Below are 25,301 nucleotides of genomic sequence, written 5' to 3' on the forward strand. Positions count from 1 at the left end.
AGGGTAAGTAGCGGGTGACGGTGGGATCGGTGGACAGTCGGACAGGAGGTGTGTGGTGGTCGGGTAGTGCAGTTGAGCGTGAATGCGCTCGCGTGTACACCGTCTCACCGGTGCACTACCTGTCCAACTGTCCGGCCGTCGAGGTTCCGCCGCTCACGGCTGCGGAGTACGGCCGGGTGGTGAACCACCGAAACGGGGACGCCCAGCCCCGCTGCTGGCGGCTGTTGCCGAACCGCGGCCTGGCCAACCTCGGCCTGGCCAACCGCCGCGCGTAAACAACTGCGCGTAAACAGCAGCCTCAGCCAGCACCTGATCGCGCGGAGCGGCGCGGGGGCGGGGGGCTCCGGCGCCCAGAAAACACAGTAGCCGATCAGAGTCCGCGCTTTCTGCGGACAAAGATCGGCCGGATCGGTCGCGCCCCCGGCAGGATTCGAACCTGCGCACCCGCCTCCGGAGGGCGGTGCTCTATCCCCTGAGCTACGGGGGCTCAGGAACGTGCAGAACAGTAGCAGGAAGTTCGCCGAATTCCCGAATTGGGGTGGCGGGTGGGACCCCGTTCCAGGATCACCCTGAGTAGACCCTGGAACCGCGTCCGGGTGGGACCGAATCGGCCGTGGGCACCGTCATAGTGGACGTAAGCCCAACGGTGGAAAGGAAATCGGTCATCATGGCAAGCACTCTGGTTCGCCCGTCACACGATCGCTGGATCGGCGGTGTCTGCTCCGGACTGGCTCGCCGGTTCGGTATCTCCGCCAACACGATGCGCCTGATCTTCGTGATCAGCTGCCTCCTGCCCGGCCCGCAGTTCCTGATCTACATCGTGCTCTGGATTCTGATGCCGTCCGAGCGCTGACCCCCGGCAGCCGGCCGTCGCGGTGCACCTGGCAACCTGCTGTTCATGAGAGCAGGCAGGTGGCGCCGGGCGGTCGGGCTGCTCCTGCTGGGCCCCGTCGTGGGCGCCGTGCTGGGCAGCACGACCGGCTGCCAGGTCGGCCCCGCGCCGCCGGCAGCCGCCGAACTGCGGACCGGGGCCCCGCCCTGGGACGCACCGCGGGATGCCGTCTCGTACATCGACAAGGCCGGCTTCGAGCGGCTCCCGCTGGACTTCTCCGGCCCGTCGCCCTACACACTGACCGTCACGGTCACCGTCGACGGCACCCCGGTGCAGGTCGCCGCCGGAATCGGCATCGACAAGCTGCGCGCCGAGCAGGCCGCCGTGCACACCCACACCACCGACGGCGTCGTCTGGGTCGAAGCCAAGACCACCACCGAGCGCCCGACCCTCGCCCAGTTCTTCACCCTCTGGGGAGTCCGCTACGACGCGAACTGCCTGGCGGACGCCTGCCAAAACCTGAAAGTCAGCATCAACAACACACCCGCCCCCTGGAACACCCCCCTACCACCCAACACCCACCTCACCGTCACAGTCCGTCACTGAGCAACGGGGTCGCTGCGCGAGGGTGTACCGGGCTGTGGATGGTGAGTCAAGGGTTTGGGGGGCGGGCCATTAGGCTGATCCGGTGACTCCGGAACAGCTCGCTGAGAAGATCCTGCAGGCCCTGGCCGCGCTCGCCGCCGACGGCACCATCACCGTCGAGGGCGGGCTGCCGCGCGAGCTGAAGGTCGAGCGGCCCAAGAACCCCGAGCACGGGGACTATGCGACCAACGTCGCGATGCAGCTCGGCAAGCGCGCCGGGCTCAATCCGCGGCAGTTCGCCGAGCTGCTCGCCGCCAAGCTCCGGGACGATGCGGCGATCACCGCCGTCGACATCGCCGGCCCCGGTTTCATCAATCTGCGGGTCGCGGCAGATGCCCAGGGCAAGGTCGCGCAGTCGATCCTGGACGCCGGCCCGGCGTACGGCACCGGCGACAGCCTGCAGGGCCGGACGATCAACGTCGAGTTCATCTCGGCGAACCCGACCGGCCCGCTGCACCTCGGCCACACCCGCTGGGCTGCGGTCGGCGACGCGCTGGCCCGGGTCCTGAGCGCGGCCGGCGCGAACGTGACCCGCGAGTTCTACATCAACGACCGCGGCAACCAGATGGACAAGTTCGGCGCCAGCCTGCAGGCCGCCGCGAACGGCCAGCCGATTCCCGAGGACGGCTACCACGGCGAGTACATCGTGGACCTGGCCAAGCAGATCGCCTCCGAGGTCCCGGGGATCACGGAGCTGCCGGTCGACGAGCAGGTGATCGCGTTCCGCGAGGCGGGGTACGAGCGGCAGCTCAAGGAGCAGCAGGACCAGCTCGAGCACTTCCGGACCAAGTTCGACGTCTGGTTCTCCGAGCGCAGCCTGCACGAGCAGGACGGCGTACCGCACGCGATCCAGAAGCTCCGCGACCAGGGGCACCTGTACGAGGCCGACGACGCGCTGTGGATGCGGACGACGGACTTCACCGACGACAAGGACCGGGTGCTGATCCGGTCCAACGGCGAGCCGACGTACTTCGCCTCCGATGCCGCCTACTACGTGAACAAGCGCGACCGCGGCTTCGACATCTGCGTCTACATGCTCGGCGCCGACCACCACGGCTACGTGAACCGGCTGAAGGCGATCGCGGCCTGCGCCGGCGACGACCCCGAGCAGAACATCGAGGTCCTGATCGGCCAGCTGGTGAAGATCCTCAAGGGCGGCGAGGAGATGAAGCTGTCCAAGCGGGCCGGCACCATCGTCACGCTCGCCGAGCTCGTCGAAGAGGGTGGTGTCGACGCGCTCCGCTACACGCTGTGCCGCTACCCGGCGGACTCGCCGCTGACGCTGGACATCGAGGAGATGACCCGCCAGGCGAGCGAGAACCCGGTGTTCTACGTGCAGTACGCGCACGCCCGGCTGGCCTCGATCCTGCGCAACGCCGACGAGCTCGGCATCAAGCTGGACGAGTTCGATCCGGGCCTGCTCAGCCACGAGCGCGAGGGCGACCTGCTCCGCGCGCTGGCCGAGTTCCCACGGGTCGTCGCGACCGCCGCCGAGCTGCGCGAGCCGCACCGGATCGCGCGGTACCTCGAGGACACCGCGTCCGCGTTCCACAAGTTCTACGACAGCTGCCGCGTGCTGCCACGCGGCGACGAGGAGGTGGAGCCCGTGCACAAGGCTCGCCTGACCCTGGTCTCCGCGACCCGGACCGTGCTCGCCAACGGGCTCGACCTGCTCGGCGTCTCCGCACCGGAGCGGATGTGAGGGCGCACGAGGCGGGCGCGCTGCACGCCGACATCGGCCACCGGGCACCGCCCTGGCTGCGCGCGCCGCGGGACCCCAACGACCTGGTCACCCCGCTGTGGTCCCAGACCGCGAAGAAGAACGCCGAGGGCGCCCTCGAGGTCGGCGGCGTCGACCTGCGCGAGCTGGTCGCCGAGCAGGGCAGCCCGGCGTACGTCCTGGACGAGGACGACTTCCGCGCCCGGGCCCGGGCGTTCAAGCACGCCTTCAAGGACTTCGACGTGTACTACGCCGGCAAGGCGTTCCTGTGTACGACGATCGTCCGCTGGGTGCTGGAGGAGGGGCTGAACCTCGACATCTGCAGCGGCGGCGAGCTCGCGGTCGCGCTCCGCGCCGGCGCGGACCCGAAGCGGCTCGGGTTCCACGGCAACAACAAGTCCGAGTCCGAGCTGGCTCGCGCGCTGGAGGCCGGCGTCGGCCGGATCATCGTCGACTCCCAGCACGAGATCACCCGGCTGATCGAGCTGGCCGGCGAGCGCGGTGTGGTCGCGCCGGTGATGATCCGGGTCACCGCGGGCGTCGAGGCGCACACCCACGAGTACATCGCGACCGCGCACGAGGACCAGAAGTTCGGCTTCTCGATCACCTCCGGCGCGGCCTTCGAGGCTGTTGCCCGGGTCAACGAAGCACCTGAGCTCGAGCTCCTCGGCCTGCACTCGCACATCGGCTCGCAGATCTTCGACTCGTCCGGGTTCGAGGTCGCCGCGAAGCGCGTGATCGCCTTGCACGCAAGGGTTTCCGACGAGCTCGGCGTGGACATGCCGGAGCTCGACCTGGGTGGCGGTTTCGGGATCGCGTACACCACCCAGGACGACCCCTCCGACCCGGCGCAGCTGGCCACCGAGATGGGCAAGATCGTCGAGCACGAGTGCCGCGCGTTCGGTGTCGACGTACCGAAGGTGTCGATCGAGCCCGGCCGCGCGATCGTCGGTCCGGCGATGTGCACGGTCTACGCGGTCGGCACGGTCAAGGAGGTCGAGCTGGACGCGGGCGCCGCCCGGACGTACGTCTCCGTGGACGGCGGGATGAGCGACAACATCCGGACCGCGCTGTACGACGCCGACTACTCCTGCACGATCGCCAACCGGTACTCCGACGCCGCGCCGACGCTGGCCCGCGTGGTCGGCAAGCACTGCGAGGCCGGGGACATCGTCGTCAAGGACGAGTTCCTGCCGTCCGACGTGCGGCCCGGTGACCTGGTCGCCGTTCCCGGTACGGGTGCGTACTGCCGCTCGATGGCGAGCAACTACAACCACGTACCGCGGCCGCCGGTGATCGCGGTGAAGGACGGCCGAACGCGCGTCGTCGTACGCCGTGAGACCGAAGACGACCTGCTGGCACTGGACATGGGGATCGCCGATGAATGACGAAAAGCCTCTCAAGGTAGGCCTGCTCGGTTGCGGAGTGGTCGGCACCGAAGTGGTGCGGATCCTGACCGAGCAGGCGGACCATCTCGCGGCCCGCGTCGGCACCCGCCTGGAGATCGCCGGGATCGCCGTCCGCCGGGCCGGCCGGGAGCGCGACATCGCGGTCGACCCGGCACTGGTCACCACCGACGCGCAGGCGCTGGTGTCGCGCGGTGACCTGGACCTCGTGATCGAGGTGATCGGTGGGATCGAGCCCGCACGCGGCCTGATCCTGACCGCGCTCGAGCACGGCGCCTCGGTCGTCACCGCGAACAAGGCCCTGCTCGCCGAGGACGGGCCGACGCTGTTCGCGGCCGCGGAGAAGTACCAGCGCGACCTGTACTTCGAGGCCGCGGTCGCCGGGGCGATCCCGATCCTGCGGCCGCTGCGCGAATCACTCGCCGGTGACGACGTGATGCGCGTGATGGGCATCGTCAACGGCACCACGAACTACATCCTCGACAAGATGGACACCACCGGCGCCGGCTTCGACGAGGCGCTCGAGGAGGCCCAGGCGCTCGGGTACGCCGAGGCCGACCCGACCGCCGACATCGAGGGGTTCGACGCGGCGGCGAAGGCCGCGCTGCTCGCCAGCCTCGCGTTCCACACCCGGGTCTCGATCGCCGACGTGCACCGCGAGGGCATCACCGAGGTGACCGCCACCGACATCGCCTCGGCCCGTGAGATGGGCTGCGTGGTGAAGTCGCTGGCGATCTGCGAGCTGGACGAGCGGACCGACTCGGTGAGCGCCCGGGTGTACCCGGCGATGATCCCGCTCACGCATCCGTTGGCCAGTGTTCGGGACGCGTACAACGCGGTGTTCGTGGAAAGCAAGGCGGCCGGACGGCTGATGTTCTATGGTCGTGGTGCCGGCGGCGCCCCGACGGCCAGTGCAGTCCTCGGGGATCTGGTGTCCGCCGCGCGCAACCGGCTCAAGGGTGTGCCGGGGGTCGGTGAGTCGTCGTACACCCAGCGGACCGTACGGCCGATGGGTGACGCGATGACCCGCTACCACGTGTCGCTCGACGTGGCCGACAAGGCCGGTGTGCTGGCGGCGGTGGCCCAGGCCTTTGCCGAGCACGACGTGTCGATCCAGACCGTCCGCCAGGAGGGCCGGGGCAGCGACGCGCAGCTGGTGGTGGTGACGCACACCGCGACCGACGCCGCGTTGTCCGCGACCGTGGAGGGCCTGCGGGACATGGACAGTGTTCGGGAAGTCAGCAGTGTGATGCGGGTAGAAGGCGAGTAATTCAAATGGTTCACCAGTGGCGTGGCGTGATCGAGGAGTATCGAGACCGGCTTCCCGTTTCGGCGGACACACCGGTGGTCACGCTCGGCGAGGGCGGGACGCCGCTGGTGGCCGCGCAGTGGCTGAGCGAGCAGACCGGCTGTGAGGTGTGGCTGAAGGTCGAGGGCAACAACCCGACCGGCTCGTTCAAGGACCGCGGGATGACGGTCGCGATCTCGCTGGCCGCGCAGGCCGGTGACAAGGCTGTTGTCTGCGCCTCCACCGGGAACACCTCGGCGTCGGCCGCGGCGTACGCGGTGCGCGCCGGCATGCTGCCGCTGGTGGTGATCCCGGCCGGCCGGATCGCGAAGGGCAAGCTGGCCCAGGCGGTCGTGCACGGCTCGAAGCTGGTGCAGATCGACGGCGGGTTCGACGACTGCCTGCGGATCGTCCGCGAGCTGGGGAAGAACTACCCGGTCGCGCTGGTCAACTCGATCAACCCGGTCCGCCTCGAGGGCCAGAAGACGGCGGCGTTCGAGGTCTGCGACGCGCTCGGCGACGCGCCGGACCTGCACCTGCTGCCGGTCGGGAACGCGGGCAACATCTCCGCGTACTGGAAGGGCTATCAGGAGTACGCCAAGGACAAGCTGGCGACGCGGACCCCGGCGATGTGGGGGTTCCAGGCCGAGGGCGCGGCCCCGATCGTGCGGGGCGCGATCGTGGCGAAGCCGGAGACCGCCGCGACCGCGATCCGGGTCGGGAACCCGGCGTCCTGGACGCTGGCCGAGGCCGCGCGGGACGAGTCCGGTGGGCGGATCGACCTGGTCACCGACGAGCAGATCCTCAGCGCGCAGGGCGAGCTCGCCGCGCGGGAAGGCGTCTTTGTCGAGCCGGCGTCCGCGGCCGGCGTCGCCGGGCTGCTGGTTGCCAAGGCCGAGGGCCGGTTGCCGGGTGGATCGACGGTCGTGATCACCGTCACCGGTCACGGGTTGAAGGATATCGACACAGCGCTCGGCCATGCGACGTTCGAGGAACCGCCGGTCACTGCGGCCGACACAGACGCCGTCGCCCGCGTCGCCGGACTGGCCTGAGCCGGTGGCGGGCGACAACATGACCGGCACCGCAGGGGAGCAGCGGCGCGGGTGCGATCAGGTTCGGGTTCGGGTTCCGGCGACGAGTGCGAACCTCGGGCCGGGGTTCGATGCGTTCGGGCTGGCTCTGACGTTGTACGACGACCTGGTCGTCACGCCGGGTGGTTCCGGCGTGCACGTGTCGGTCAGCGGCTGTGGCGAGGGCGAAGTACCGCTCGATGCGACGCATCTGGTGGTGCGGTCGATCCAGGCGGGTCTGGAGGCGCTCGGCGCTCCGGTGCCCGGGTTCACGCTCCGCTGCGAGAACCGGATCCCGCACGGTCGCGGGCTGGGTTCCTCGTCGGCCGCGATCGTCGGCGGACTCGCGGCGGCGTACGCGCTGGCCGGCGAGCCGCTCGACCGCGACCGTCTCGTCGTCCTCGCGAACGAGCTCGAAGGCCACCCGGACAACGTCGCCGCGGCGGCCCTCGGCGGGTTCACGATCGCTTGGACGGAAGGCGGAATCGGCCGCGCGGTGAAGCTGGAACCGGCGGCCGGATCGGCTGCGGTTGCTTATGTACCGGACAATCGGGTGCTCACCAAGGAGGCGCGCGGGCTGCTGCCGAGCGTTGTTTCCCACACCGACGCCGCGGCGAACGCGGGCAAGGCCGCGCTGCTCGTCGCGGCGCTCACCGGCAGGCCCGAGTTGCTGCTCACCGCAACCGAGGACCGGCTGCACCAGGAGTACCGCGAGCCGGCGATGCCGGAGAGCCTCGCACTGGTCCACAAACTGCGCGGCAGTGGGCTCGCCGCGATCGTCAGCGGGGCCGGCCCGACAGTCGCCGTACTGGTCGGTCACGACGACAAGAGCGCAGGTCAGGACGTGTTTTCGGGTGGTACGCCGGACGCTCCGGACGGCTGGACGAAGTACGAACTGGGGATCGATCCAGTCGGCGTACAGGTCTGGTCGATGGAAGCGGGCTGACGTGCAGCGCCGCCGGCGGAATGCTGGGAGTCGGACACGCGTTGGACCCTGGTGAGTCGGCAGAAGGACCTCTAGTGGTGCTAGTCTCGACTCACCCGATCCCCTCCAGGTGATCGGCGTGCTCTCGCCACGATCCGGGCTGTGCTCCCGGCACCCTGTGTTGTGTGGCGACCCTCCTGTGGATGTGACCTTGCGCCGCCTGCGTCGGAGATGTCCGGGGGGACTCAGATCGAGCGAGAGACCTCTTGTACCCCGCGTGCCCGTTGTGTGGCCGTGGGTGGAATGAAATTTGGTCGATGAGCCGTGCAGGCCTTCGACGATCCGTGTGGGAAGGACCTCACGTGACAGAAACTGTTGAAGCCTCCAGCGGAGCAGACGCAGCGGCAACCCCCGCAACGCGTCGCCGGAAAGCTGGCGGCGGCCTCGAGGGCATGCTGCTCCCCGAGCTCAAGCAGCTCGCCGGGACGCTCGGCATCAAGGGCACCGGCGCGCTGCGCAAGGGCCAGCTGATCGAGGCGATCAAGGCCGCTCAAGCGGGTTCCTCCGCGGGCGGCCCGACCGGTGGTGGCCGGGGGAAGGCGACACAGCCGACGCTCGACGAGGCCGCCGAGTCGTCGGCGCCGGCGAAGACCGCCGATGCGCCGGCCAAGCGCGAGGGCGGTAGCCGCCGGACTCGCGCCGCCGCCCAGAAGGACGCGACCGACGTCGCGCCGAGCGAGGCGGCCAAGGGCGCCGCACAGGACAACGCCCGGCAGAACGGTGCCGCCCCCGAGGCCGCCCCCGAGGCCGCCGTCGAAGCGCCGGTGGCGAAGCAGCAGCCCGACACGGCCGCCCAGAACGGTGTCGCCCAGAACGGCGCTGTGCAGAACGCTGCTGCTGAGGCTCGTACTGACGAGCGTGGCGACGACCGTGGTGAGAGCCAGGGGCGCAGCCGCGACCGGAACAGCAGCCGCAGCCGTGACAACCAGGCCCGCGAGACCCAGGCCCGCGAGACCCAGAACCGCGAGACCCAGGCCCGCGAGGCTCAGGGGCGCGACACCCAGGCCCGGGACAACAACCGGGACGGGCAGCGCGACGGACAGGGCGGCCGGGACGGCAACCGCGACGGCCGCGCTGACAACCAGCGCAACCGGCAGGACCGCCAGGGCCAGGACAGGCAGGACCGCCAGGACCGCTCGGACCGCCAGGACCGGCAGGACCCGAACGATCGGGGCGAGGAAGGCGAGGGCCGTCGCCGGCGTCGCCGGGGCCGCGACCGGGACCGCAACCGCGACGGCCAGGGCGGCCGCGACAGCCGTGACGGTCGTGACGGTCGTGACAACGGCCGCGACAGCGGACGGGACAGTGGTCGTGACAGCAGCCGCAGCCGCGGCCGCGGCGAGCGGTACGACGCCGAGCCGACGATCACCGAGGACGACGTCCTGGTGCCGGCCGCCGGCATCCTCGACGTCCTCGACAACTACGCGTTCGTCCGGACCAGCGGCTACCTGCCGGGCCCGAACGACGTGTACGTCGCACTCTCGATGGTGAAGCGCTACGGCCTGCGCAAGGGTGACGCGATCACCGGTGCGGTGAAGCAGCCGCAGGAGGGCGAGCGCAAGGAGAAGTTCAACCCGCTGGTCCGGATCGACACCGTGAACGGTGCGGACCCGGAGATCGCCAAGCAGCGGCAGGACTTCAACAAGCTCACCCCGCTGTACGCGACCGAGCGGCTCCGCCTGGAGACCGAGCCGGGGATCCTGACGACCCGGATCGTCGACATCGTCAGCCCGATCGGCAAGGGCCAGCGTGGCCTGATCGTCTCGCCGCCGAAGGCCGGTAAGACGATGGTGCTGCAGGCGCTCGCGAACGCCATCACCACGAACAACCCCGAAGTACACCTGATGGTCGTGCTGGTGGACGAGCGGCCCGAAGAGGTCACCGACATGCAGCGGACCGTGAAGGGCGAGGTCATCGCCTCGACCTTCGACCGGCCGGCCGACGACCACACCACGGTCGCGGAGCTCGCGATCGAGCGGGCCAAGCGGCTGGTGGAGCTCGGGCACGACGTCGTCGTCCTGCTCGACTCGATCACCCGGCTCGGACGGGCGTACAACATCGCGGCCCCGGCCAGCGGCCGGATCCTCTCCGGTGGTGTGGACTCGTCCGCGCTGTACCCGCCGAAGCGGTTCTTCGGTGCGGCCCGCAACATCGAGGACGGCGGCTCGCTGACGATCCTCGCGACCGCGCTGATCGAGACCGGCTCGAAGATGGACGAGGTGATCTTCGAGGAGTTCAAGGGCACCGGCAACATGGAGCTCCGGCTGCGCCGCGAGTTCGCCGACCGGCGGATCTTCCCGGCGATCGACGTGGTCGCCTCGGGCACCCGCCGCGAGGAGCTGCTGATGTCCAAGGACGAGACCCAGGTGGTCTGGAAGCTGCGCCGCGTGCTGTCCGCACTCGACGGCCAGGCGGCACTCGAGCTCCTGATCGGCAAGCTCAAGGAGAGCAAGTCGAACATCGAGTTCCTCCTCCAGGTCAACAAGACGACCCCGTCGACCGGCTCCACGCACAACTCCACCAACGGCGACTGATCGCTCCCGCCGCGCACCATCTCAGGGGTTAACCCCTGAGCTTGCCGGTTGGCCCCTCGCATGCGGAGGGCGAACCCGCCAGCTCGGGGGTTGACCCCTGAGACATTCGGGGCTGAGAGGACCCTCAGCTAGCTGAGAGAACATGCTTCTGGGGTTCATCTCGCCCTCACCGAAGGTTTCTCCCCGCAGGGGATGGCTGTCCCGTCAAGTAATCACTTCGGCGGGAGTTGGAATGCGCACAAGTTGGCGACTGGTGTCGGTCGTCGGGATCGCGCTGGTGGCGGCGACAGGGGTCGCGGCCGCGAACGTGCTGCCCGGGAACGGCAAACAGGCGGGCCCGCGGCCCGACGGCTCGGCGATCACGACGTACGGCTGGCGGGTCACGCCGGCCGGTGGCCAGACCAAGCTCGGCGAGAAACCGTTCGGGTCGGCGCTCAGCCCGGACGGCAAGTACCTCGCGATCAGCAACGACGGCACCCGGACGCAGAGCCTCTCGCTGGTCGAGGCCGCGACCGGCAAGGTCGTCCAGAGCCTCGAGTACGTGAGCCCACAGGCGCTGTTCATCGGCCTCGCCTGGAGCCCGGACGGCAGCAAGCTGTACGCCGCCGCGGGCGGCAACGACAAGATCCGGACCTACACGTTCGCGAACGACCGGCTCACCGAGGCGGCCCCGATCGCGCTCCCGAAGGGCTCCTTCCCGGCCGGCCTCACGGTGAACGCCGACGGCAGCAAGCTGTACGTCGCCGACAACGGCAACGGTGCGATGTCGTCCGTCGACACCGCGACCGGCACCGTCCTCGGCAAGGTCGCGACCGGCCCGAACCCGTTCACCGTCGGCCTGACCGCCGACGGCAAGACCGCGTACGTCTCGAACTGGGGCACCAACACCGTCTCCGCCGTCGACACCGCGACGCTGACCGTCCGCAAGACCCTCACGGTCGGCAGCCACCCGACCGCCATCCTGCGCAACCCGGCCACCGGCGAGATGCTCGTCGCGGTCACCGACGCGGACAAGGTGATCGGCATCAACCCGGCCACCGACGCGATCACCCGGACGATCGAGCTCGCGCCGTACCGGCACGCCCCGGTCGGCTCCAGCCCGCAAGGCCTGGCGATCGACGGCAGCACGCTGTACGTCGCCAACGCCGGCAACAACGACGTCGCCGTGGTGAACCTGACCAGCAACCACGTCACCGGGCTGATCCCGACCGGCTGGTACCCGACCACGGTCACCGTGACTGGCACGAAGGACCGTCAGCGGCTCCTGGTGACCAACGCGAAGGGCCTCGGCGCCGGTCCGAACCCGGGCGGTCCGCAGCCCACGAACCCGGTCGTCGACTACTCGCAGTACGTCGGCTCGATGATCATGGGCACGCTGTCGAACATCGCCGTGCCGAGCCGTGACCAGCTCGCGCACTACACCAAGCAGGTGCGCGAGAACGACGGCTTCGACGGCGCCAAGCACCCGAACGGCCCGGCGAACGTCGTCCCCGTACGGCCGGGAGATGCGAGCCCGATCAAGCACGTGATCTACGTGGTGAAGGAGAACCGGACGTACGACCAGGTGTTCGGATCGCTCGGCAAGGGTGACGGCGACCCGTCGCTGAACCTGTTCGGCGACGACTCGGCCCCGAACCAGCGCCAGCTCGCCCGCCAGTTCGTCACGCTGGACAACTTCTACGCCGACGGCGCCGTCTCGTCGGACGGCTGGGAGTGGGCGACCGGCTCGGAGTCGAACGGGTACAACGAGCACCTGTGGCCGGTCGCGTACAGCGGCCGCGGTCGCAGCGACGACGTCTACACCAACCAGGCGACCGACCCGGGCAAGATCACCGGCGACTCGCGGATCTGGGACCGCCTCGACGACGCCGGCATCTCGTACCGCAACTACGGCATGTGGGCCGGCGGTCCACTGCCGGCCAAGGTGTTCGCGACCGAGCCGCGGCTGTCCGCACACACCGACCCGAACTACGCCGCCCAGAACGGCGACATCCGGGACAACACCCGGGTGGACGAGTGGCTGACGGAGTTCAACGCCTCGACCAGCCTGCCGGGCATGCAGTTCATCCGGCTGGCCAACGATCACACGTTCGGTACGTCGGTGGGCAAGCCGACGCCGAAGGCCGCGGTGGCCGACAACGACCAGGCGCTCGGCCGGATCGTCGACGCGGTGTCGCACAGCAAGTACTGGAAGGACACCGCGATCTTCGTCACCGAGGACGACGCGCAGAACGGGCCGGACCACGTCGACGCGCACCGTACGGTCGCGCTGGCGATCAGCCCGTACACGCAGACCGGCAAGGTCGACTCGACGATGTACAGCACGGTCTCGATGATGCGCACCATGGAGCTGATCGCCGGGATCGGGCCGCTCACGCAGTTCGACGCCGGCGCGACCCCGATGACCGCGAGCTTCACCGGCAAGCCGGACTTCGCGCCGTACGACGCCCGGACGCCGTCGCAGTCGCTCGACGAGAAGAACACCGCGAGCTCGCCGATGGCCGCGGAGTCGTCGAAGATGGACTTCAGCCAGGCCGACGTCGCGCCCGAGCAGCAGCTCAACGAGGCGATCTGGAAGAGCGTGAAGGGTGCCGACAGCCCGATGCCGGCGCCGCGCGGCGCGCCGGAGAGCGGGGCGGAGGCGGCGGAGGAGGGCGGGCGCTGACCCGGATTTCGCCCGGATTACCCGGTCGTGGCACACTAGATGGCTGGTTCCGGTTCACGTTCGCACCGTGCGGGCGACCCGGGGCACCTGAAACCTAGGAGACTGTCTTGAAGAGCGACATCCACCCGACGTACGTGCAGACCCAGGTGACCTGCACCTGCGGCGCGCAGTTCACCACGCGCTCGACCGCGGAGAGCGGCACCATTCACGCCGACGTGTGCTCGCAGTGCCACCCGTTCTACACCGGCAAGCAGAAGATTCTGGACACCGGTGGCCGGGTCGCCCGCTTCGAGAAGCGGTACGCCAAGAAGTAGCTTTCGAGCCGCGCGCCGGTTCTGCCTGTCAAAGGGCGGAACCGGCGCGCGGTTTGTTCTGTCCAGGCTTGTGAAGGGAGGAGTGCGGCATGTTCGAGGCTGTTGAGACGCTGAAGGCGGAGTACGCCGAGTTGGAGCGGCAGATGGCTGAGCCGGAGTTGCACTCCGACCAGGCCAACGCCCGCCGGGTCGGCAAGCGGTACGCAGCGCTGGCGCCGGTGGTGCGGACGTACGACGAGTGGCTGCAGACCGGCGACGACATCGAGGCGGCTCGCGAGCTGGCCTCGGAGGATCACGCGTTCGCGGAGGAGGCCACGCGGCTGACCGCGCGCCGTGAGGAGCTGGCCGAGCGGCTGCAGACGCTGCTGGTCCCGCGGGACCCCAACGACGACAAGGACGCGATCCTCGAGATCAAGGCGGGTGAGGGCGGCGACGAGTCCGCGCTGTTCGCCGGCGACCTGCTGAAGATGTACCTGAAGTACGCCGAGTCGCAGAACTGGAAGACCGAGGTGCTCGACTCCGCCGAGTCCGACCTCGGCGGGTACAAGTCGATCACGGTCGCGGTGAAGGCGAAAGGTACGCCGGAGCCGGGCGACGCGCCGTACGCGAAGCTCAAGTTCGAGGGCGGCGTGCACCGGGTGCAGCGGGTGCCGGTGACCGAGTCGCAGGGCCGGATCCACACCTCCGCGGCCGGCGTGCTGGTGCTGCCGGAGGCCGAGGACGTCGACGTCGAGATCGACCAGAACGACCTGCGGATCGACGTGTTCCGGTCGTCGGGGCCTGGTGGGCAGAGCGTGAACACGACCGACTCCGCCGTCCGGATCACGCACCTTCCGACCGGCATCGTGGTCTCGATGCAGAACGAGAAGTCGCAGCTGCAGAACCGTGAGCAGGCGATGCGGGTGCTGCGGTCCCGGCTGCTGGCGGTGGCGCAGGAGGCGGCCGACCAGGAGGCGTCCGACGCGCGGCGCTCGCAGATCCGCACGGTGGACCGGTCGGAGCGGGTCCGGACGTACAACTTCCCGGAGAACCGGTTCTCCGATCACCGGGTCGGCTACAAGGCGCACAACCTCGACCAGGTCCTGGGCGGCGAACTGGAGCCGGTCATCTCCGCCCTCACCGAAGCGGACTTGACCGCCCGCCTAGAGGCCGTCGAGTCCCAGTGAGGACTCTGCTCGCGGCGGCTGCAGCGAAACTGGCTGCGGCGGGGGTTGCTTCGCCTGAGTACGACGCTGGTGAGCTGCTTGCGTTTGTTACTGGGTCCAGTCGGATGCATCTGGCTGAGCCGACTGCGGAGCAGGTGCGGGTTTTTGGGGAGTTGATTGAGCGGCGGGCTGCTCGGGAGCCGTTGCAGCATCTGACGGGTACGGCGGGGTTCCGGTATCGGGAGCTGGTTGTCGGGCCCGGGGTGTTCGTGCCGCGGCCGGAGACCGAGGTGATGGTCGGGTGGATCCTCGAGCGGATCGCCGGCGTGAAGAACCCGTTGGTGGTCGATCTGTGTTCGGGGTCGGGCGCGATCGCCGGCGCGATCGCGACCGAGCGGCCGGCCAGCACGGTGCATGCCGTGGAACTGTCACCGGACGCGGTCGCATGGGCCCGGCGGAACCTGGACGGTACCGGCGCGATCCTGCACGAGGGCGACATCGACGGGTGCCTGCCGGAGCTCGACGGTCAGGTGGACGCGGTGATCTCCAACCCGCCGTACATCCCGTTGACCGCCTGGGAGTCCGTGACGGCCGAGGTTCGCGACCACGATCCGGCGCTGGCGCTGTGGTCCGGTGACGACGGCCTCGACGAGATCAAGGTTGTCGCCGCCACAGCCGGCCGACTGCTGAAGCCGGGCGGCTGGTTCGCCTGCGAACACGCGGACGTCCAGGGCGAGTCGGCGCCCGCGGTCTTCACCGCAACCGCCCTGTTCACCGAAGTCCGCGACCAGCTGGACCTTTCCGGCCGCCACCGCTTCAGCACCGGCCGCCGCATCTGACCCGCACGTCTAGCCGCGGGTGAGGCCTCGGTGGGGACGTGTGTGGGTGGGTGGTTTGGCTAGGTCTTGTTCTCGGATGCGGCCGACGCCCGGTGCGTCCAGCTGCCGGAGGTCGAGGCGGCAGACGACGGGGAAGTGGTCCGCGCCGGGGACTTGCCGCACCTCGAAGTCGCGGGTGACCAGGTCTCGGGTTGAGAACAGGCGGTCGATCGAGCGGCCGTCCGGTGTCGTCGCCGGCGGCGGATCGCCGAACGCGTCGACCAGGTCGAGCCGCCCGAACACGTCCTGCGGGTTCGGCATGTTCAGATCACCCACCACTACGGCCCGAGTGATACCGCGCGCAGCAAACTCCTGCCGCAGGTACGCCGTCAACTGCTCGCCGGCCTCGCGCCCCACGCCCTCCTGGTACGTGTACTCGACCCCCTCAGCGCTCCGGAACATATGGATCGGGCACACCTGACCGCCGACAATGTCGACCTCGCCCAGCGCCCCGAAATCGCCGCGGGCAACCACGAAACCCTTCGGATGCGGATCCATCGGCTCACCGGTCCGCCAGTGCAGGAAGTCGATCGGTGGATCCGGCAGGTCGATCCGGTCCAGTTCGGTCAGTGGGTACGGGGATGCGATCCCCACGCCCAGCCGCGCGACGCCGGGGATGTGCGAGTCCGAGAACCCGTGCCGGACGAGGTTCGCCGGCCGTCCGGGCATCGCGGCCGCGGCAAGCCGTTCGAGCTGATCGTCGTCGGTGTCCAGCTCGGTCACGACGAGCACGTCGGGCCGCATCGCGGCGAGCGCCCGCCCGAAGTCCGCCGTACGGTCGGCCGCCAGGTAACCGTCCGGGCCGACCAGGCGGCCGCCGGCGACGTTGGCGAAGGCGATCGAGATCATTCGTAGACCACCAGTTCCGGCCGGGGTTTGAGCGCGAGGACCTGTGGCGGCGTCATCAACGGACCGTGCCGCGTGTCCTCGGTGTAGAACAGCTTGAACCCCGCGTGCGCAGCGGGCGGCAGCTTCGTCGTGAGCTTCGCCCAGGTCTTGAGCTTGTCCGTCCGCGCGCCGATGCCGTCGACCGACTTGATCGTCACCACCCCGGGATGTGCCTTCAGCGCGGCCTCGTTGCTGACGATCCGCGTCGACAGTTGGTGGAACACGAACACCTTCTCCGGTAGCCCGTTCGCCTGCACGAGGCCCGAGAGGTACGCAGCGATGCTGTCCAGCTCCTGCCCGGTCGTGTGCCCGAACACCCTGCCCGGCACCTGCGTCGGGCCGACCGCCCATTCGGGGTCGAACGCGAGCCCGATGTCCGGCTCCTTCAGCCACCGTTCCAGCCGCTTCGCCTCGGGCAGGATCTTCGCCCGGCCGGGCTGGATGTCGAGGAGCAGCAGCATCTTGTGCTTCCGCGCGACGGCGACGTACTGCTCGATCTTCGCGTCGTCGAGCCGTCCGCGGTACAGCCCGTCCTTGCCGCGTGAGCCCCTGGCGACGACGGCGATCAGCTCCAGCACCGGTTGCGGCGTCCGCCCGGCGGCATACGCGCGGGACAGCGTCTCCAGCTTGGCCGCCTTCGCGTCCAGATCCTTGTCCAGTGGCCCGAGCGCGGGAGAGCCCGGTAGACCGACGTACGCAACCAGTTGGTACTTCGGGAACAGCACGCGTCCTCCGCGTGGCAGGCCGTTCGGTGCCGGCGGAGGAGTGGGTGTGGGCGTGGTGTGGGCGGTTGTCGGAGCAGGTGGTGCAGGCGGCGTCGCCTTGTCGCTGCAGGCAGTCAGGGCCAGCAGTACGACGGCCACCGCCCCACAGACTCTGCGCACTTCACCAGCCAACCACATCTCACGTCGGCGGGTCGGTGCGCTCCAGGCCCTCGGCCGCGCGCTGGACCATCGACTCAGGGCCCTCAGCCAGTGCCAGCTCCAGTGCACGGGCGAAATGAGGACGTGCCTGGGTGAGATCCCCCTTGTGCAGCAGGGTTTCCGCGAGCCGCAGGTACGCATTCTGCTGCGACTGGTGCGAGTCACTCTCCAGCGCCAGCTCCAACGACCGACGCCCGACCGCGACAGCCTCGTCCCAGTGCTGCTGCCGCGCGTACGCCGTACCAAGGAAGGCGTACGTGTAGATGAGGCTGTAGTCGGCGCCCCGCTCCACGCCGAGGTCCCGTGCGGTCGTGAGAGCAGACACTGCCTCGTCCACGCGCTCCAGCTCGAGCAGGCACTCGCCGATCCCGTTCAGCACCTCTGCCTGTACGGCGGGCTCGCCCAGCTCCAACGACTCCTCGTACGCCGCGAGGGCCCGAGCGAACTCCCTGCGGTCGCCGTAGGTCACCCCGAGGTACGCCAGCACCCGCGCCACGATGCCGACCTCACCTGACTGCCGAGCCACGGTCAGAGCCTCATCGAGTACGGCGATGGCGTCGTCGTCCGGCTTGAGCTTCGCGAGGCTGTAGCCGATCGACGCGAGCAACTGAGCCCGCAGCAGCAGGTCGGCGTCCGCCGGCAAGGTGTCGCGGGCCTCCTGCAGGATGCGCAGACTCGCCTCCGGACCACGCCGGTACCGGCCGAGGCTGCCGATGGACAGCAGCGCCCGTGCCTTCGCCAGCGCGTTCGGTGCGGCCCGCAGCGCGAGCTCCAACGCCTCGTCCATCTCGTCGACCTGGCCGCGCTGGAAGAAGCAGGACGCGACCGCCAGGCCGAGCCGCCACCCCAGCACAGGCAGTCCGTGCGACTCAGCGAACCGGATCGTTGCCAGTACGTTCGCACCCTCGCGGTCGATCCACTCCAGCCCGTCGGCTGCCGACGCGAACTCGGGCAACCGCACAGGCACTGGCTCGGGCAGCGGCTGCAGCTGGCTGCTGAAGATCGCCGTACTCGCTGCCGCCGTCGCGTAGAGGTAGTAGTCGAGCAAGCGCCTTACGGCCTCCGGCTCGGGCTCCAGTGTCCGTGCGTACTGCCGGAGCAGGTCGTGGAACTGGAAACGTCCAGGACGTAGCTGCAGCAGCAGGTTGGCGTCGACGAGCTGCTCCAGCAGGTCCTCGGCCTCAAGAGCGTCCACGTCGGCCAGTGCGGCAACGGCGTACATCTCAATGTCCTGGCCGGTCATGGCACCGAGTAGCCGGAACAGGCGCTGCTGGTCCGCCGGCAGGTGCTCGTACGACAAGGCGAAGGCGGGGGAGACTCCACCGCCGTCCCTGCTGAGCTCAGCCAGCCGCCTGTCCTCCGCGTCGAGTCGTCTGCTGAGGTGCTCGATCGTCCAGCTAGGGCGGTGCCGGAGCCGTGAGCCAGCCACGCGGATCGCGAGCGGCAGGTGACCGCACTGGCTGACCACCTGTGCCGCGGCAGTAGGGTCAGTGGAGCGGTCCGGTCCCACGATCTCGGCCAGTAGCTCCTGTGCGTCTTCTGGCCGCAGTACGTCGAGTGCGAGACGAGCAGTGGCGTCCAGCCCGGATAGCTGCCGCCGGCTGGTCACCAGGACGCCGCACTGTGGACCACCAGCCAGCAACGGCAGCACTGCTGTGGTGTCGGGCGCGTTGTCGAGTACGACGAGCATGCGCCGCCCCGCCAGCTCAGAACGCCACAGTGCGGCCCGTTCCTCGAGGTCAGCGGGGATACGGTCGGCCGGGACGGACAGGGTGCGCAGCAAGCGATCCAGTGCATGCAGTGCCGACACAGGTGCGTTGCCGGGCGTGTAGCCGTGCAGGTCGATGAAGAGCCGCCCGTCCGGGTACACGTCCGCCAGCTGACGTGCTGCGCGTACGGCGAGCGCTGTCTTGCCCACACCGGCCATGCCGTCGATCGCCACGACCGCAGGTCCTGGAGTACGCAGCGCGTCGACCACCTGCTGCAGTACGTCGTCCCGGCCGACGAACGCGGCGCCGTCGTACGGGAGCTCATCACGTACGGCAGGACGGCCCAGCGGCTCGTCGTTGCGCAGGATGCGCTCGTGGATCGCCCGCAACGGCGGACCTGGTTCCACACCGAGCTGATCGATCAGCTCCTGCCGCGTCTGCGTGTAGGTGCCGAGCGCTTCGGAGCTGCGTCCACTCCGCCAGTACGCGAGCATCAGCTGGCCCGCGAACTGCTCCCGCAGCCGGTCCGCCTCGACCAACGCGACCAGCTCCGGGACAAGGTCGCCGTACCGGCCGCGCTCCAGGTCGGCGTCGATCCGCTCGGCCAGGATCTTCAGCCGGCGCTCCGTCAACCGGTGCCGCTCGACGCCGAGGTAGTGCCCCGGCAGCCCGCTCAACGGCTCGCCCTTGAACAGTGCAAGGGCCTGCGCGAGGTGGGCCGCGCGTACATCGAGGTTGTCAGTCGCATGCGCTGCAGAGACGAGCGCCTCGAACCGGGTGAGGTCCAGGGCTTCCGTGGCGAGCCGCAGGCTGTAGCCGTCGCGGGAGCTGATCAGAACGTCTGCGGGCAGCAGCCGCCGCAACCGGTACGCGTACGTCGGTACGATCCGGGACCCGCTCGCAGGCGGTGCGTCGTCCCACACCAGCTCGACCAACTCGTCCGCCGAGACCACCTGATTCGGGCGCAGCGCCAGCACGGCCAGGAAGGCCTGCTGGCGCAACGGACCGAGTTCGAATCCGCGGTCGCCTGCCCAGCCGCGCAGCGGACCGAGCAGGTCGAGCCGCAGGTCGTCGGTCACAAACGACAGTTTGTCAGCTACACCGCGTTCTCGCCGATGTAGGTGTCGATCTCGGACACCAGCGCGGACTTCACCGAATCCTCGGCGAACGACTCCCGGACGGCGGTCTTCGCCAGCTCGCCGACACCGGCCTCGTCCAGGTCGAGCAGGCGGGCCGCGACGGCGTACTCGTTGGTGAGATCGGTGCCGAACATCGGCGGGTCGTCGGAGTTGATCGTGACGACCAGGCCGGCGTCGACCATCGCGCGCAGCGGGTGCACGTCGTACGACTCGACCGCGCGGGTGGCGATGTTGGACGTCGGGCTGACCTCGAGCGGGATCCGGTGCTCACCCAGATAGTCGACCAGCGCCGGGTCCTGCATGGTCGACGTACCGTGGCCGATCCGCTCGGCCTTCAGTACGCGTACGGCGTCCCAGATCGTCTGCGGGCCGGTGGTCTCGCCCGCGTGCGGCAGGCTGTGCAGGCCGGCCGCGACGGCCGCGTCGAAGTGCGGCTGGAACTGCGGCCGCGGTACGCCGATCTCGGGCCCGCCGAGGCCGAACCCGATCAGGCCCTCCGGCCGGATCTTGGTGGCGATCCGCAGCGTCTCGTCGGCGGCCGGGAGGCCCGCCTCGCCGGAGATGTCGAAGATCCAGCGCAGCACCAGGCCGAACTCCTTCTCGGCCGCGACCCGGGCGTCCTCGATCGCCTCGCAGAACGCCTCGGCCGCGATCCCACGGACCACCGAGGTGTACGGCGTGACGGTGAGCTCGGCGTACCGCAGGTTCTGCTGCTCGGACATCTCGCGGGCGATCTCGTACGTGAGCAGCCGGACGTCCTCGGGCGTCTTGATCAGCTCGACGACCGACAGGTAGATGTCGATGAAGTGGGCGAAGTCGCTGAACTTGAAGTACTCCGTCAGCGCCGCCGGGTCGGCAGGCACCGGCGAGGACGGATGCCGCGCGGCGAGCTCGGCGACGATCCGCGGCGACGCGGACCCGACGTGGTGGACATGCAACTCGGCCTTCGGCATTCCGGCGAGGAACTCACGCGTCACGGTCATGGGGCCTCCCAGCCTGGACTGAGGAGCGGAGGGAGCGCAGCGACCGGAGCGACGAGGGAAGGCCGGGAGTTCCAGCCCCATGACCCGTCGCGACGGAGTCGCGACAATTCAATTCAGTCATGACGGGGATCTTAGAGAGAGCGGCGGGGCTTCGGCGCGGAAGTTGACAATCGTTTGTCAGCAACGACCCGGTTAGGGCCGGGGCCCGCGTGAGTGGCACGATTCACTCCGTGAGTGAGCGCTTCGATTTCACCGGGGACGAACTGGCACCGGCGTACCGTGCCGCGGTCGACGCCATCGAGGCCGGTGATCTGGTCGTGCTGCCGACCGACACGGTCTACGGGGTCGCCGCGGACGCCTTCAAGGCCGATGCCGTCCAGCGGCTGCTGGACGCCAAGAGCGCCGGCCGCGACATGCCGCCGCCGGTGCTGATCTCGGTGGTGGAGTCGCTGGACGCGCTCGCCACCGACGTACCGGACGCCGGCCGGAAGCTCTGCGAGGAGTTCTGGCCGGGGCCGTTGACGGTGATCTGCCACGCGCAGAGCTCGTTGATGTGGGACCTGGGTGACACCCAGGGGACGGTGTCGCTGCGGGTGCCGGACCACGAGAACACTCGCGAGCTGCTGTCGCGTACCGGGCCGCTGGCGGTCAGCTCCGCGAACAAGTCCGGTCAGGCGGCGGCGCTGGACGTGTACGACGCCGAGGACCAGCTGGGTGAGTCGGTCGCGGTGTACCTGGACGGCGGCGAGGCGGCCGGGGGAGCGTCGTCGACGATCGTCGACATCACCGGCGACACCCCGCGCGTGGTCCGCGTCGGCGCCATCTCCCTCGACCAGCTCCGGGCCGTCGTCCCCGAAGTAACCACAGACCCCGACGACCCCACCGAGGAATCCCCCGCCGAGTCGTCCACGGAGGACGAACCGGCCGAGGACAAACTGGTCGAGGGGGAACCCGCAGACGAGAAGCCCGCAGACGAGAAGCCGGTCGACGAGAAGCCGGTGGAGGACGGGTCTGCTGAGGAGAAGTCGGCGGGGGAACCAACTGACGGGGTGGTTGCGGCGTCCAAGGAGGACGGGGAGAAGAAACCCGACTCCAACGTGAGGCCTGCCGACTAGTGCGCGAGTACCTGCTGGTCCTGTTCGTGGCGATGGCCACGACCTTTCTGCTGACCGGCGTGGCCCGGCAGATCGCGCTGCGGTACGGCGCAGTCGCCAAGCCCCGGGCGCGGGACGTGCACAAGGTCCCGATCCCGTACTTCGGCGGCCTGTCGATCCTCGGCGGCCTGATCGCCGCGTACGCGGTCGCGTCGAACCTGCCGTTCCTCGGCAACAGCCTGCAGGTCGCGCACGACGCCCGCGCGATCCTGATCGGCGGCGCGGTGATCTGCGCCGTCGGCGTGGTCGACGACCTGTACGAGCTGGACGCGATCACCAAGCTCGCCGGCGAGGTGCTGGCGGTCGGCGTACTCGTTGTCCAAGGCATCCAGTTGTACTGGCTACCGCTGCCCGGCGGCGTGATCTCCCCGTCGCCCGCGCAGCTCGCCGTCCTGACCGCGGGCATCCTGCTCGTCTCCTGCAACGCGGTGAACTTCGTCGACGGCCTCGACGGACTCGCCGCCGGCGTCACCGCGATCGGCGCCACCGCGTTCTTCGCGTACTCGTACCTGCTGAACTTCCACGAGAACCTGGACCGCGCGACCACCTCGACGCTGATCACGGTCGCGCTGGCCGGCGCCTGCCTCGGCTTCCTGCCGCACAACTTCTTCCCAGCCAGGGTTTTCATGGGCGACTCCGGCGCGCTGCTGATCGGCCTGATGCTGGCCGCGTCGACGATCAGCCTCACCGGACAGATGGACCCGAACGCGGTCCCGTACGAGGTCGGCGGCTCCAGCCTGCTGCCCGCGCTCCTGCCGCTCGTACTGCCGATCGCCATCCTCGCGATCCCCGCCTTGGACCTGACGCTCGCCTACATCCGCCGTACGAAGGCCGGCCGCTCGCCGTTCGCGGCCGACAAGCAGCACCTGCACCACCGCCTCATGCAACGCGGCCACTCGCACCGCCGTGCCGTCCTCTTGATGTACCTCTGGACCGCCCTGATCGCATACGGCGTGGTGGTCCTCGGCCTCGTCCTGTACTGGTGGACCGCCCTCGTCGTGCTGGCCGTCGCGGTCACCGCGGTACTGCTCACGACCGGTCTCCCGCGGCGTTCGCGGAAACCGCTCGCCAAAGTCTGAGTACCGGCTGAGAGGGACCAGACCAGCTACCGGTGTGGCCTACCGATAAGGTGTGCCTGTACAGCGGCAGGGGCTTCGTTTTGCTGACCATGCAGACTTTGTGCTAGTTTTCACAAGCACCAGCAAATACCAGCGACACCCCTGACCCCGCCCACCCGACGCGCTGGCCGCGAGACCAGCCCGCCTGCAGGACGGAACCACCAGATGGCTTCCACGGAGCACGCAACGGGCCACAGCCCGAAACCCGCCGGACAAGCGACCAAGCACCCGGCGCTGGCCATGCTGCGCGGCGCTCTGATCGCCGCGCTCGTGGTCGGTGTGAACGCGACCGCTGTCTCGGCGGTCGCGGCCGGTCTGCCGGGCCTGCTCGGCGCGCTCCTGGGCACGCTGATGGTGGTGGTCTTCTCCGGCGCCGGCCTGTTCGCGCTGCACCTGTCCCGGCGGGCCGATCCAACGATGCAACTCGCCGTCGCGATGGCCTCCTACACCGGCCGGATCGCGATCTTCGGCGGTCTGCTGGCGCTGGCGCTGAGCTCCGACAGCCTGGCCGAGCACGTGAATCTGACCGTGCTCGGTGTGGTCGCCGTGGTGGTTGTGATGGGCTGGCTGGCCGGCGAGATCTGGTCCTGGTCCCGGCTCCGGGTGCCGATCTACGACCTCGACCACGAGGTGGCGGCATGAGCACCCTGGGTAACGGCGTGAGCGAGCGGAGCGAGTTCACCATCGAGGTCTTCCCTGCTGTGGTGGAGATTACGGATGCCGGTGTGACCGGGCGTGTCGCCAACTGGTACGTTTCGGTTGCCCATGAGCGAGCATCAGGATCCGAAGCCATCACCGACCAATTCGGGCGAAGGCTGGCGGGTCCTGTCCTACTTGATCGGCGGTGTCCTGCTGTACGGGGGCATCGGGTTCGGGTTGGATCGCCTCTTCGGCACCCAGTTCCTGGTAGTCGTCGGCATCGTCCTCGGTGCCGGGCTCACCATCTTGATGTTGCACTTCCGGTACGGGTCGCGGTCCTGACGAACGCTCCGACAGGTCCGATCCTTACCGGGTCTGACGTTGTTGACCGCCATGCCCTGAGCCGCCCTGCCCTTAGCCACAAGGCGTCCGACTTGAGCACGACGCGAGAGGAGACCCGGTGATTGCCGGCGTTTCGACCGAGTTCACCCCACCCGGTCCAGAAAGCTTCGAACTCCCGCCGATCATCGACGGGGTGCCCTGGCTGACCAAGCCGGTCCTGGTCGCCTTCTTGTCGGTCATCGTGATCGTCTGGTTCTTCTACGGAGCGTCCCGCAAGTCCGCGGTGGTGCCGAGCAAGCTGCAGTTCACCGGCGAGCTCGCCTACAACTTCGTGCGGAACTCGATCGCCCGTGACGCGATCGGCAGCGCCGAGTACATGAAGTACGTGCCGTACCTGTGCGGCCTGTTCTTCTTCGTCCTGCTGAACAACCTGGCCGGCTCGATCCCGTTGATCCAGTTCCCGACCTTCAGCCACGCCGGCTGGGCGTACGTCGCGGCCGTGATGAGCTGGGTGATCTACAACGCCGTCGGCATCAAGCGCCACGGCCTGGTCGGGTACTTCAAGCACCAGACGATGCCGGCCGGGGTGCCGATCTGGCTGATGCCGCTGATGATCCCGATCGAGTTCATCTCGAACATCCTGGTCCGGCCGATCTCGCTGAGCCTGCGGCTGTTCGCGAACATGTTCGCCGGCCACCTGCTCGCGGGCGTGTTCATCCTCGGCGGCGAGTACCTGGTCTTCGAGTCCGGCAAGATCCTGCTCAGCGGCGTCGGCGTCGTGACGCTGATCATGGCCGTTGCGATCGCCGGCCTCGAGGTGTTCGTCCAGGCCATCCAGGCGTACATCTTCGTGGTGCTGACCGCGCAGTACATCGGCAGCGCCATCTCCGACGAGCACTGATCCGCAGTACCCCAGACCTGTAG

General features: G+C 69.2%; 22 protein-coding genes and 1 tRNA gene. 18 read left to right on the plus strand and 5 right to left on the minus strand.

Features of this window, described 5'->3' with window-relative positions; genetic code table 11:
* Positions 1–92 precede the first annotated feature (92 nt).
* Positions 93–275, plus strand: a complete 183-nt coding sequence (locus ACGFI6_RS25730; RefSeq protein WP_393122717.1) for a hypothetical protein — start codon at positions 93–95, stop codon at positions 273–275.
* A gap of 140 nt (positions 276–415) precedes the next feature.
* Here ACGFI6_RS25730 and ACGFI6_RS25735 read toward each other — a convergent pair.
* Positions 416–487 (minus strand) — tRNA-Arg (locus tag ACGFI6_RS25735).
* A 180-nt stretch (positions 488–667) separates the two neighbouring features.
* Here ACGFI6_RS25735 and ACGFI6_RS25740 point away from each other — a divergent pair.
* The 12 genes from ACGFI6_RS25740 to prmC all read left to right on the plus strand — a co-directional run bounded on the left by ACGFI6_RS25740 (position 668) and on the right by prmC (position 15,443).
* Complete coding sequence (locus ACGFI6_RS25740) at positions 668–853, plus strand: PspC domain-containing protein (protein ID WP_393122719.1); 186 nt, start codon at positions 668–670, stop codon at positions 851–853.
* 45 nt (positions 854–898) lie between these two features.
* The gene (locus ACGFI6_RS25745) at positions 899–1,438 is read left to right on the plus strand and encodes a hypothetical protein (RefSeq protein WP_393122721.1); all 540 of its coding nucleotides are present in this window, start codon (positions 899–901) and stop codon (positions 1,436–1,438) included.
* Between the two features lie 82 nt (positions 1,439–1,520).
* Complete coding sequence (gene argS, locus ACGFI6_RS25750; protein WP_393122722.1) at positions 1,521–3,179, plus strand: arginine--tRNA ligase; 1,659 nt, start codon at positions 1,521–1,523, stop codon at positions 3,177–3,179.
* A complete protein-coding gene (gene lysA, locus ACGFI6_RS25755) occupies positions 3,176–4,585 on the plus strand; it encodes a diaminopimelate decarboxylase (protein WP_393122724.1) in 1,410 nt (469 codons plus the stop codon). Before argS ends, lysA begins: the two co-directional genes overlap by 4 nt.
* On the plus strand, positions 4,578–5,873 hold the full coding sequence (locus tag ACGFI6_RS25760) for a homoserine dehydrogenase (RefSeq protein ID WP_393122726.1): 1,296 nt from the start codon (positions 4,578–4,580) through the stop codon (positions 5,871–5,873). The genes lysA and ACGFI6_RS25760 overlap by 8 nt, the downstream gene beginning before the upstream one ends.
* A 5-nt stretch (positions 5,874–5,878) precedes the next feature.
* Positions 5,879–6,943, plus strand: a complete 1,065-nt coding sequence (thrC, locus tag ACGFI6_RS25765) for a threonine synthase (protein ID WP_393122728.1) — start codon at positions 5,879–5,881, stop codon at positions 6,941–6,943.
* A gap of 19 nt (positions 6,944–6,962) precedes the next feature.
* Complete coding sequence (gene thrB, locus ACGFI6_RS25770) at positions 6,963–7,907, plus strand: homoserine kinase (RefSeq protein ID WP_393122730.1); 945 nt, start codon at positions 6,963–6,965, stop codon at positions 7,905–7,907.
* 341 nt (positions 7,908–8,248) lie between these two features.
* Positions 8,249–10,480: a transcription termination factor Rho gene (gene rho / locus ACGFI6_RS25775; protein ID WP_393122731.1), complete on the plus strand. Its 2,232-nt coding sequence runs from the start codon at positions 8,249–8,251 to the stop codon at positions 10,478–10,480.
* Between the two features lie 232 nt (positions 10,481–10,712).
* Positions 10,713–13,145 (plus strand): glutaminyl-peptide cyclotransferase, encoded by a 2,433-nt coding sequence (locus tag ACGFI6_RS25780; RefSeq protein WP_393122733.1) that lies wholly within the window; start codon positions 10,713–10,715, stop codon positions 13,143–13,145.
* Positions 13,146–13,252: 107 nt separating this feature from the next.
* On the plus strand, positions 13,253–13,459 hold the full coding sequence (gene rpmE / locus ACGFI6_RS25785; RefSeq protein ID WP_393122735.1) for a 50S ribosomal protein L31: 207 nt from the start codon (positions 13,253–13,255) through the stop codon (positions 13,457–13,459).
* 89 nt (positions 13,460–13,548) lie between these two features.
* Positions 13,549–14,625: a peptide chain release factor 1 gene (gene prfA / locus ACGFI6_RS25790; protein WP_393122737.1), complete on the plus strand. Its 1,077-nt coding sequence runs from the start codon at positions 13,549–13,551 to the stop codon at positions 14,623–14,625.
* Positions 14,622–15,443 carry a peptide chain release factor N(5)-glutamine methyltransferase gene (gene prmC / locus ACGFI6_RS25795; protein WP_393122739.1) on the plus strand — a complete coding sequence of 274 codons (822 nt, stop codon included), beginning with the start codon at positions 14,622–14,624 and terminating at the stop codon, positions 15,441–15,443. Before prfA ends, prmC begins: the two co-directional genes overlap by 4 nt.
* 9 nt (positions 15,444–15,452) lie before the next feature.
* On the opposite strand, the gene ACGFI6_RS25800 is transcribed toward prmC, so the two are convergent.
* Genes ACGFI6_RS25800 through ACGFI6_RS25815 form a run of 4 tightly spaced genes read right to left on the minus strand, consistent with a single transcriptional unit; the run spans position 15,453 to position 21,124 of the window.
* Positions 15,453–16,331, minus strand: coding sequence for an endonuclease/exonuclease/phosphatase family protein (locus ACGFI6_RS25800; protein ID WP_393122741.1), 879 nt, complete (start codon positions 16,329–16,331; stop codon positions 15,453–15,455).
* A complete protein-coding gene (locus ACGFI6_RS25805) occupies positions 16,328–17,233 on the minus strand; it encodes a hypothetical protein (protein ID WP_393122743.1) in 906 nt (301 codons plus the stop codon). Before ACGFI6_RS25805 ends, ACGFI6_RS25800 begins: the two co-directional genes overlap by 4 nt.
* 40 nt (positions 17,234–17,273) lie before the next feature.
* Complete coding sequence (locus tag ACGFI6_RS25810; RefSeq protein WP_393122745.1) at positions 17,274–20,081, minus strand: BTAD domain-containing putative transcriptional regulator; 2,808 nt, start codon at positions 20,079–20,081, stop codon at positions 17,274–17,276.
* Between the two features lie 17 nt (positions 20,082–20,098).
* Positions 20,099–21,124: an adenosine deaminase gene (locus ACGFI6_RS25815; RefSeq protein WP_393122746.1), complete on the minus strand. Its 1,026-nt coding sequence runs from the start codon at positions 21,122–21,124 to the stop codon at positions 20,099–20,101.
* 230 nt (positions 21,125–21,354) lie between these two features.
* Here ACGFI6_RS25815 and ACGFI6_RS25820 point away from each other — a divergent pair, with 230 nt between their 5' ends.
* The 5 genes from ACGFI6_RS25820 (at position 21,355) to atpB (ending at position 25,278) form a co-directional block, all read left to right on the plus strand.
* Entirely contained in the window at positions 21,355–22,239 is an 885-nt protein-coding gene (locus ACGFI6_RS25820) for an L-threonylcarbamoyladenylate synthase (RefSeq protein WP_393122748.1), read from the plus strand.
* Positions 22,239–23,357 carry a glycosyltransferase family 4 protein gene (locus tag ACGFI6_RS25825; protein WP_393122750.1) on the plus strand — a complete coding sequence of 373 codons (1,119 nt, stop codon included), beginning with the start codon at positions 22,239–22,241 and terminating at the stop codon, positions 23,355–23,357. The genes ACGFI6_RS25820 and ACGFI6_RS25825 overlap by 1 nt, the downstream gene beginning before the upstream one ends.
* Positions 23,358–23,561: 204 nt before the next feature.
* Entirely contained in the window at positions 23,562–24,038 is a 477-nt protein-coding gene (locus ACGFI6_RS25830; protein ID WP_393122752.1) for a hypothetical protein, read from the plus strand.
* Positions 24,039–24,161: 123 nt separating this feature from the next.
* Positions 24,162–24,377: a hypothetical protein gene (locus ACGFI6_RS25835; RefSeq protein WP_393122754.1), complete on the plus strand. Its 216-nt coding sequence runs from the start codon at positions 24,162–24,164 to the stop codon at positions 24,375–24,377.
* A 118-nt stretch (positions 24,378–24,495) separates the two neighbouring features.
* A complete protein-coding gene (atpB, locus tag ACGFI6_RS25840) occupies positions 24,496–25,278 on the plus strand; it encodes a F0F1 ATP synthase subunit A (protein ID WP_393122756.1) in 783 nt (260 codons plus the stop codon).
* The last annotated feature ends 23 nt before the right edge of the window (positions 25,279–25,301 follow it).

Source organism: Kribbella sp. NPDC048928 (assembly GCF_043197975.1).
Lineage (GTDB): Bacteria > Actinomycetota > Actinomycetes > Propionibacteriales > Kribbellaceae > Kribbella.

Excerpts from the sequence above, each read along its gene's own strand:
- ACGFI6_RS25740 (WP_393122719.1), top strand. The coding sequence starts at position 668 with ATGGCAAGCACTCTGGTTCGCCCGTCACACGATCGCTGGATCGGCGGT.
- ACGFI6_RS25745 (WP_393122721.1), top strand. The coding sequence starts at position 899 with ATGAGAGCAGGCAGGTGGCGCCGGGCGGTCGGGCTGCTCCTGCTGGGC.
- ACGFI6_RS25760 (WP_393122726.1), top strand. The coding sequence starts at position 4,578 with ATGAATGACGAAAAGCCTCTCAAGGTAGGCCTGCTCGGTTGCGGAGTG.
- thrC (WP_393122728.1), top strand. The coding sequence starts at position 5,879 with ATGGTTCACCAGTGGCGTGGCGTGATCGAGGAGTATCGAGACCGGCTT.
- thrB (WP_393122730.1), top strand. The coding sequence starts at position 6,963 with ATGACCGGCACCGCAGGGGAGCAGCGGCGCGGGTGCGATCAGGTTCGG.
- ACGFI6_RS25780 (WP_393122733.1), top strand. The coding sequence starts at position 10,713 with ATGCGCACAAGTTGGCGACTGGTGTCGGTCGTCGGGATCGCGCTGGTG.
- prfA (WP_393122737.1), top strand. The coding sequence starts at position 13,549 with ATGTTCGAGGCTGTTGAGACGCTGAAGGCGGAGTACGCCGAGTTGGAG.
- ACGFI6_RS25800 (WP_393122741.1), bottom strand. The coding sequence starts at position 16,331 with ATGATCTCGATCGCCTTCGCCAACGTCGCCGGCGGCCGCCTGGTCGGC.
- ACGFI6_RS25815 (WP_393122746.1), bottom strand. The coding sequence starts at position 21,124 with ATGACCGTGACGCGTGAGTTCCTCGCCGGAATGCCGAAGGCCGAGTTG.
- ACGFI6_RS25830 (WP_393122752.1), top strand. The coding sequence starts at position 23,562 with ATGGCTTCCACGGAGCACGCAACGGGCCACAGCCCGAAACCCGCCGGA.
- ACGFI6_RS25835 (WP_393122754.1), top strand. The coding sequence starts at position 24,162 with ATGAGCGAGCATCAGGATCCGAAGCCATCACCGACCAATTCGGGCGAA.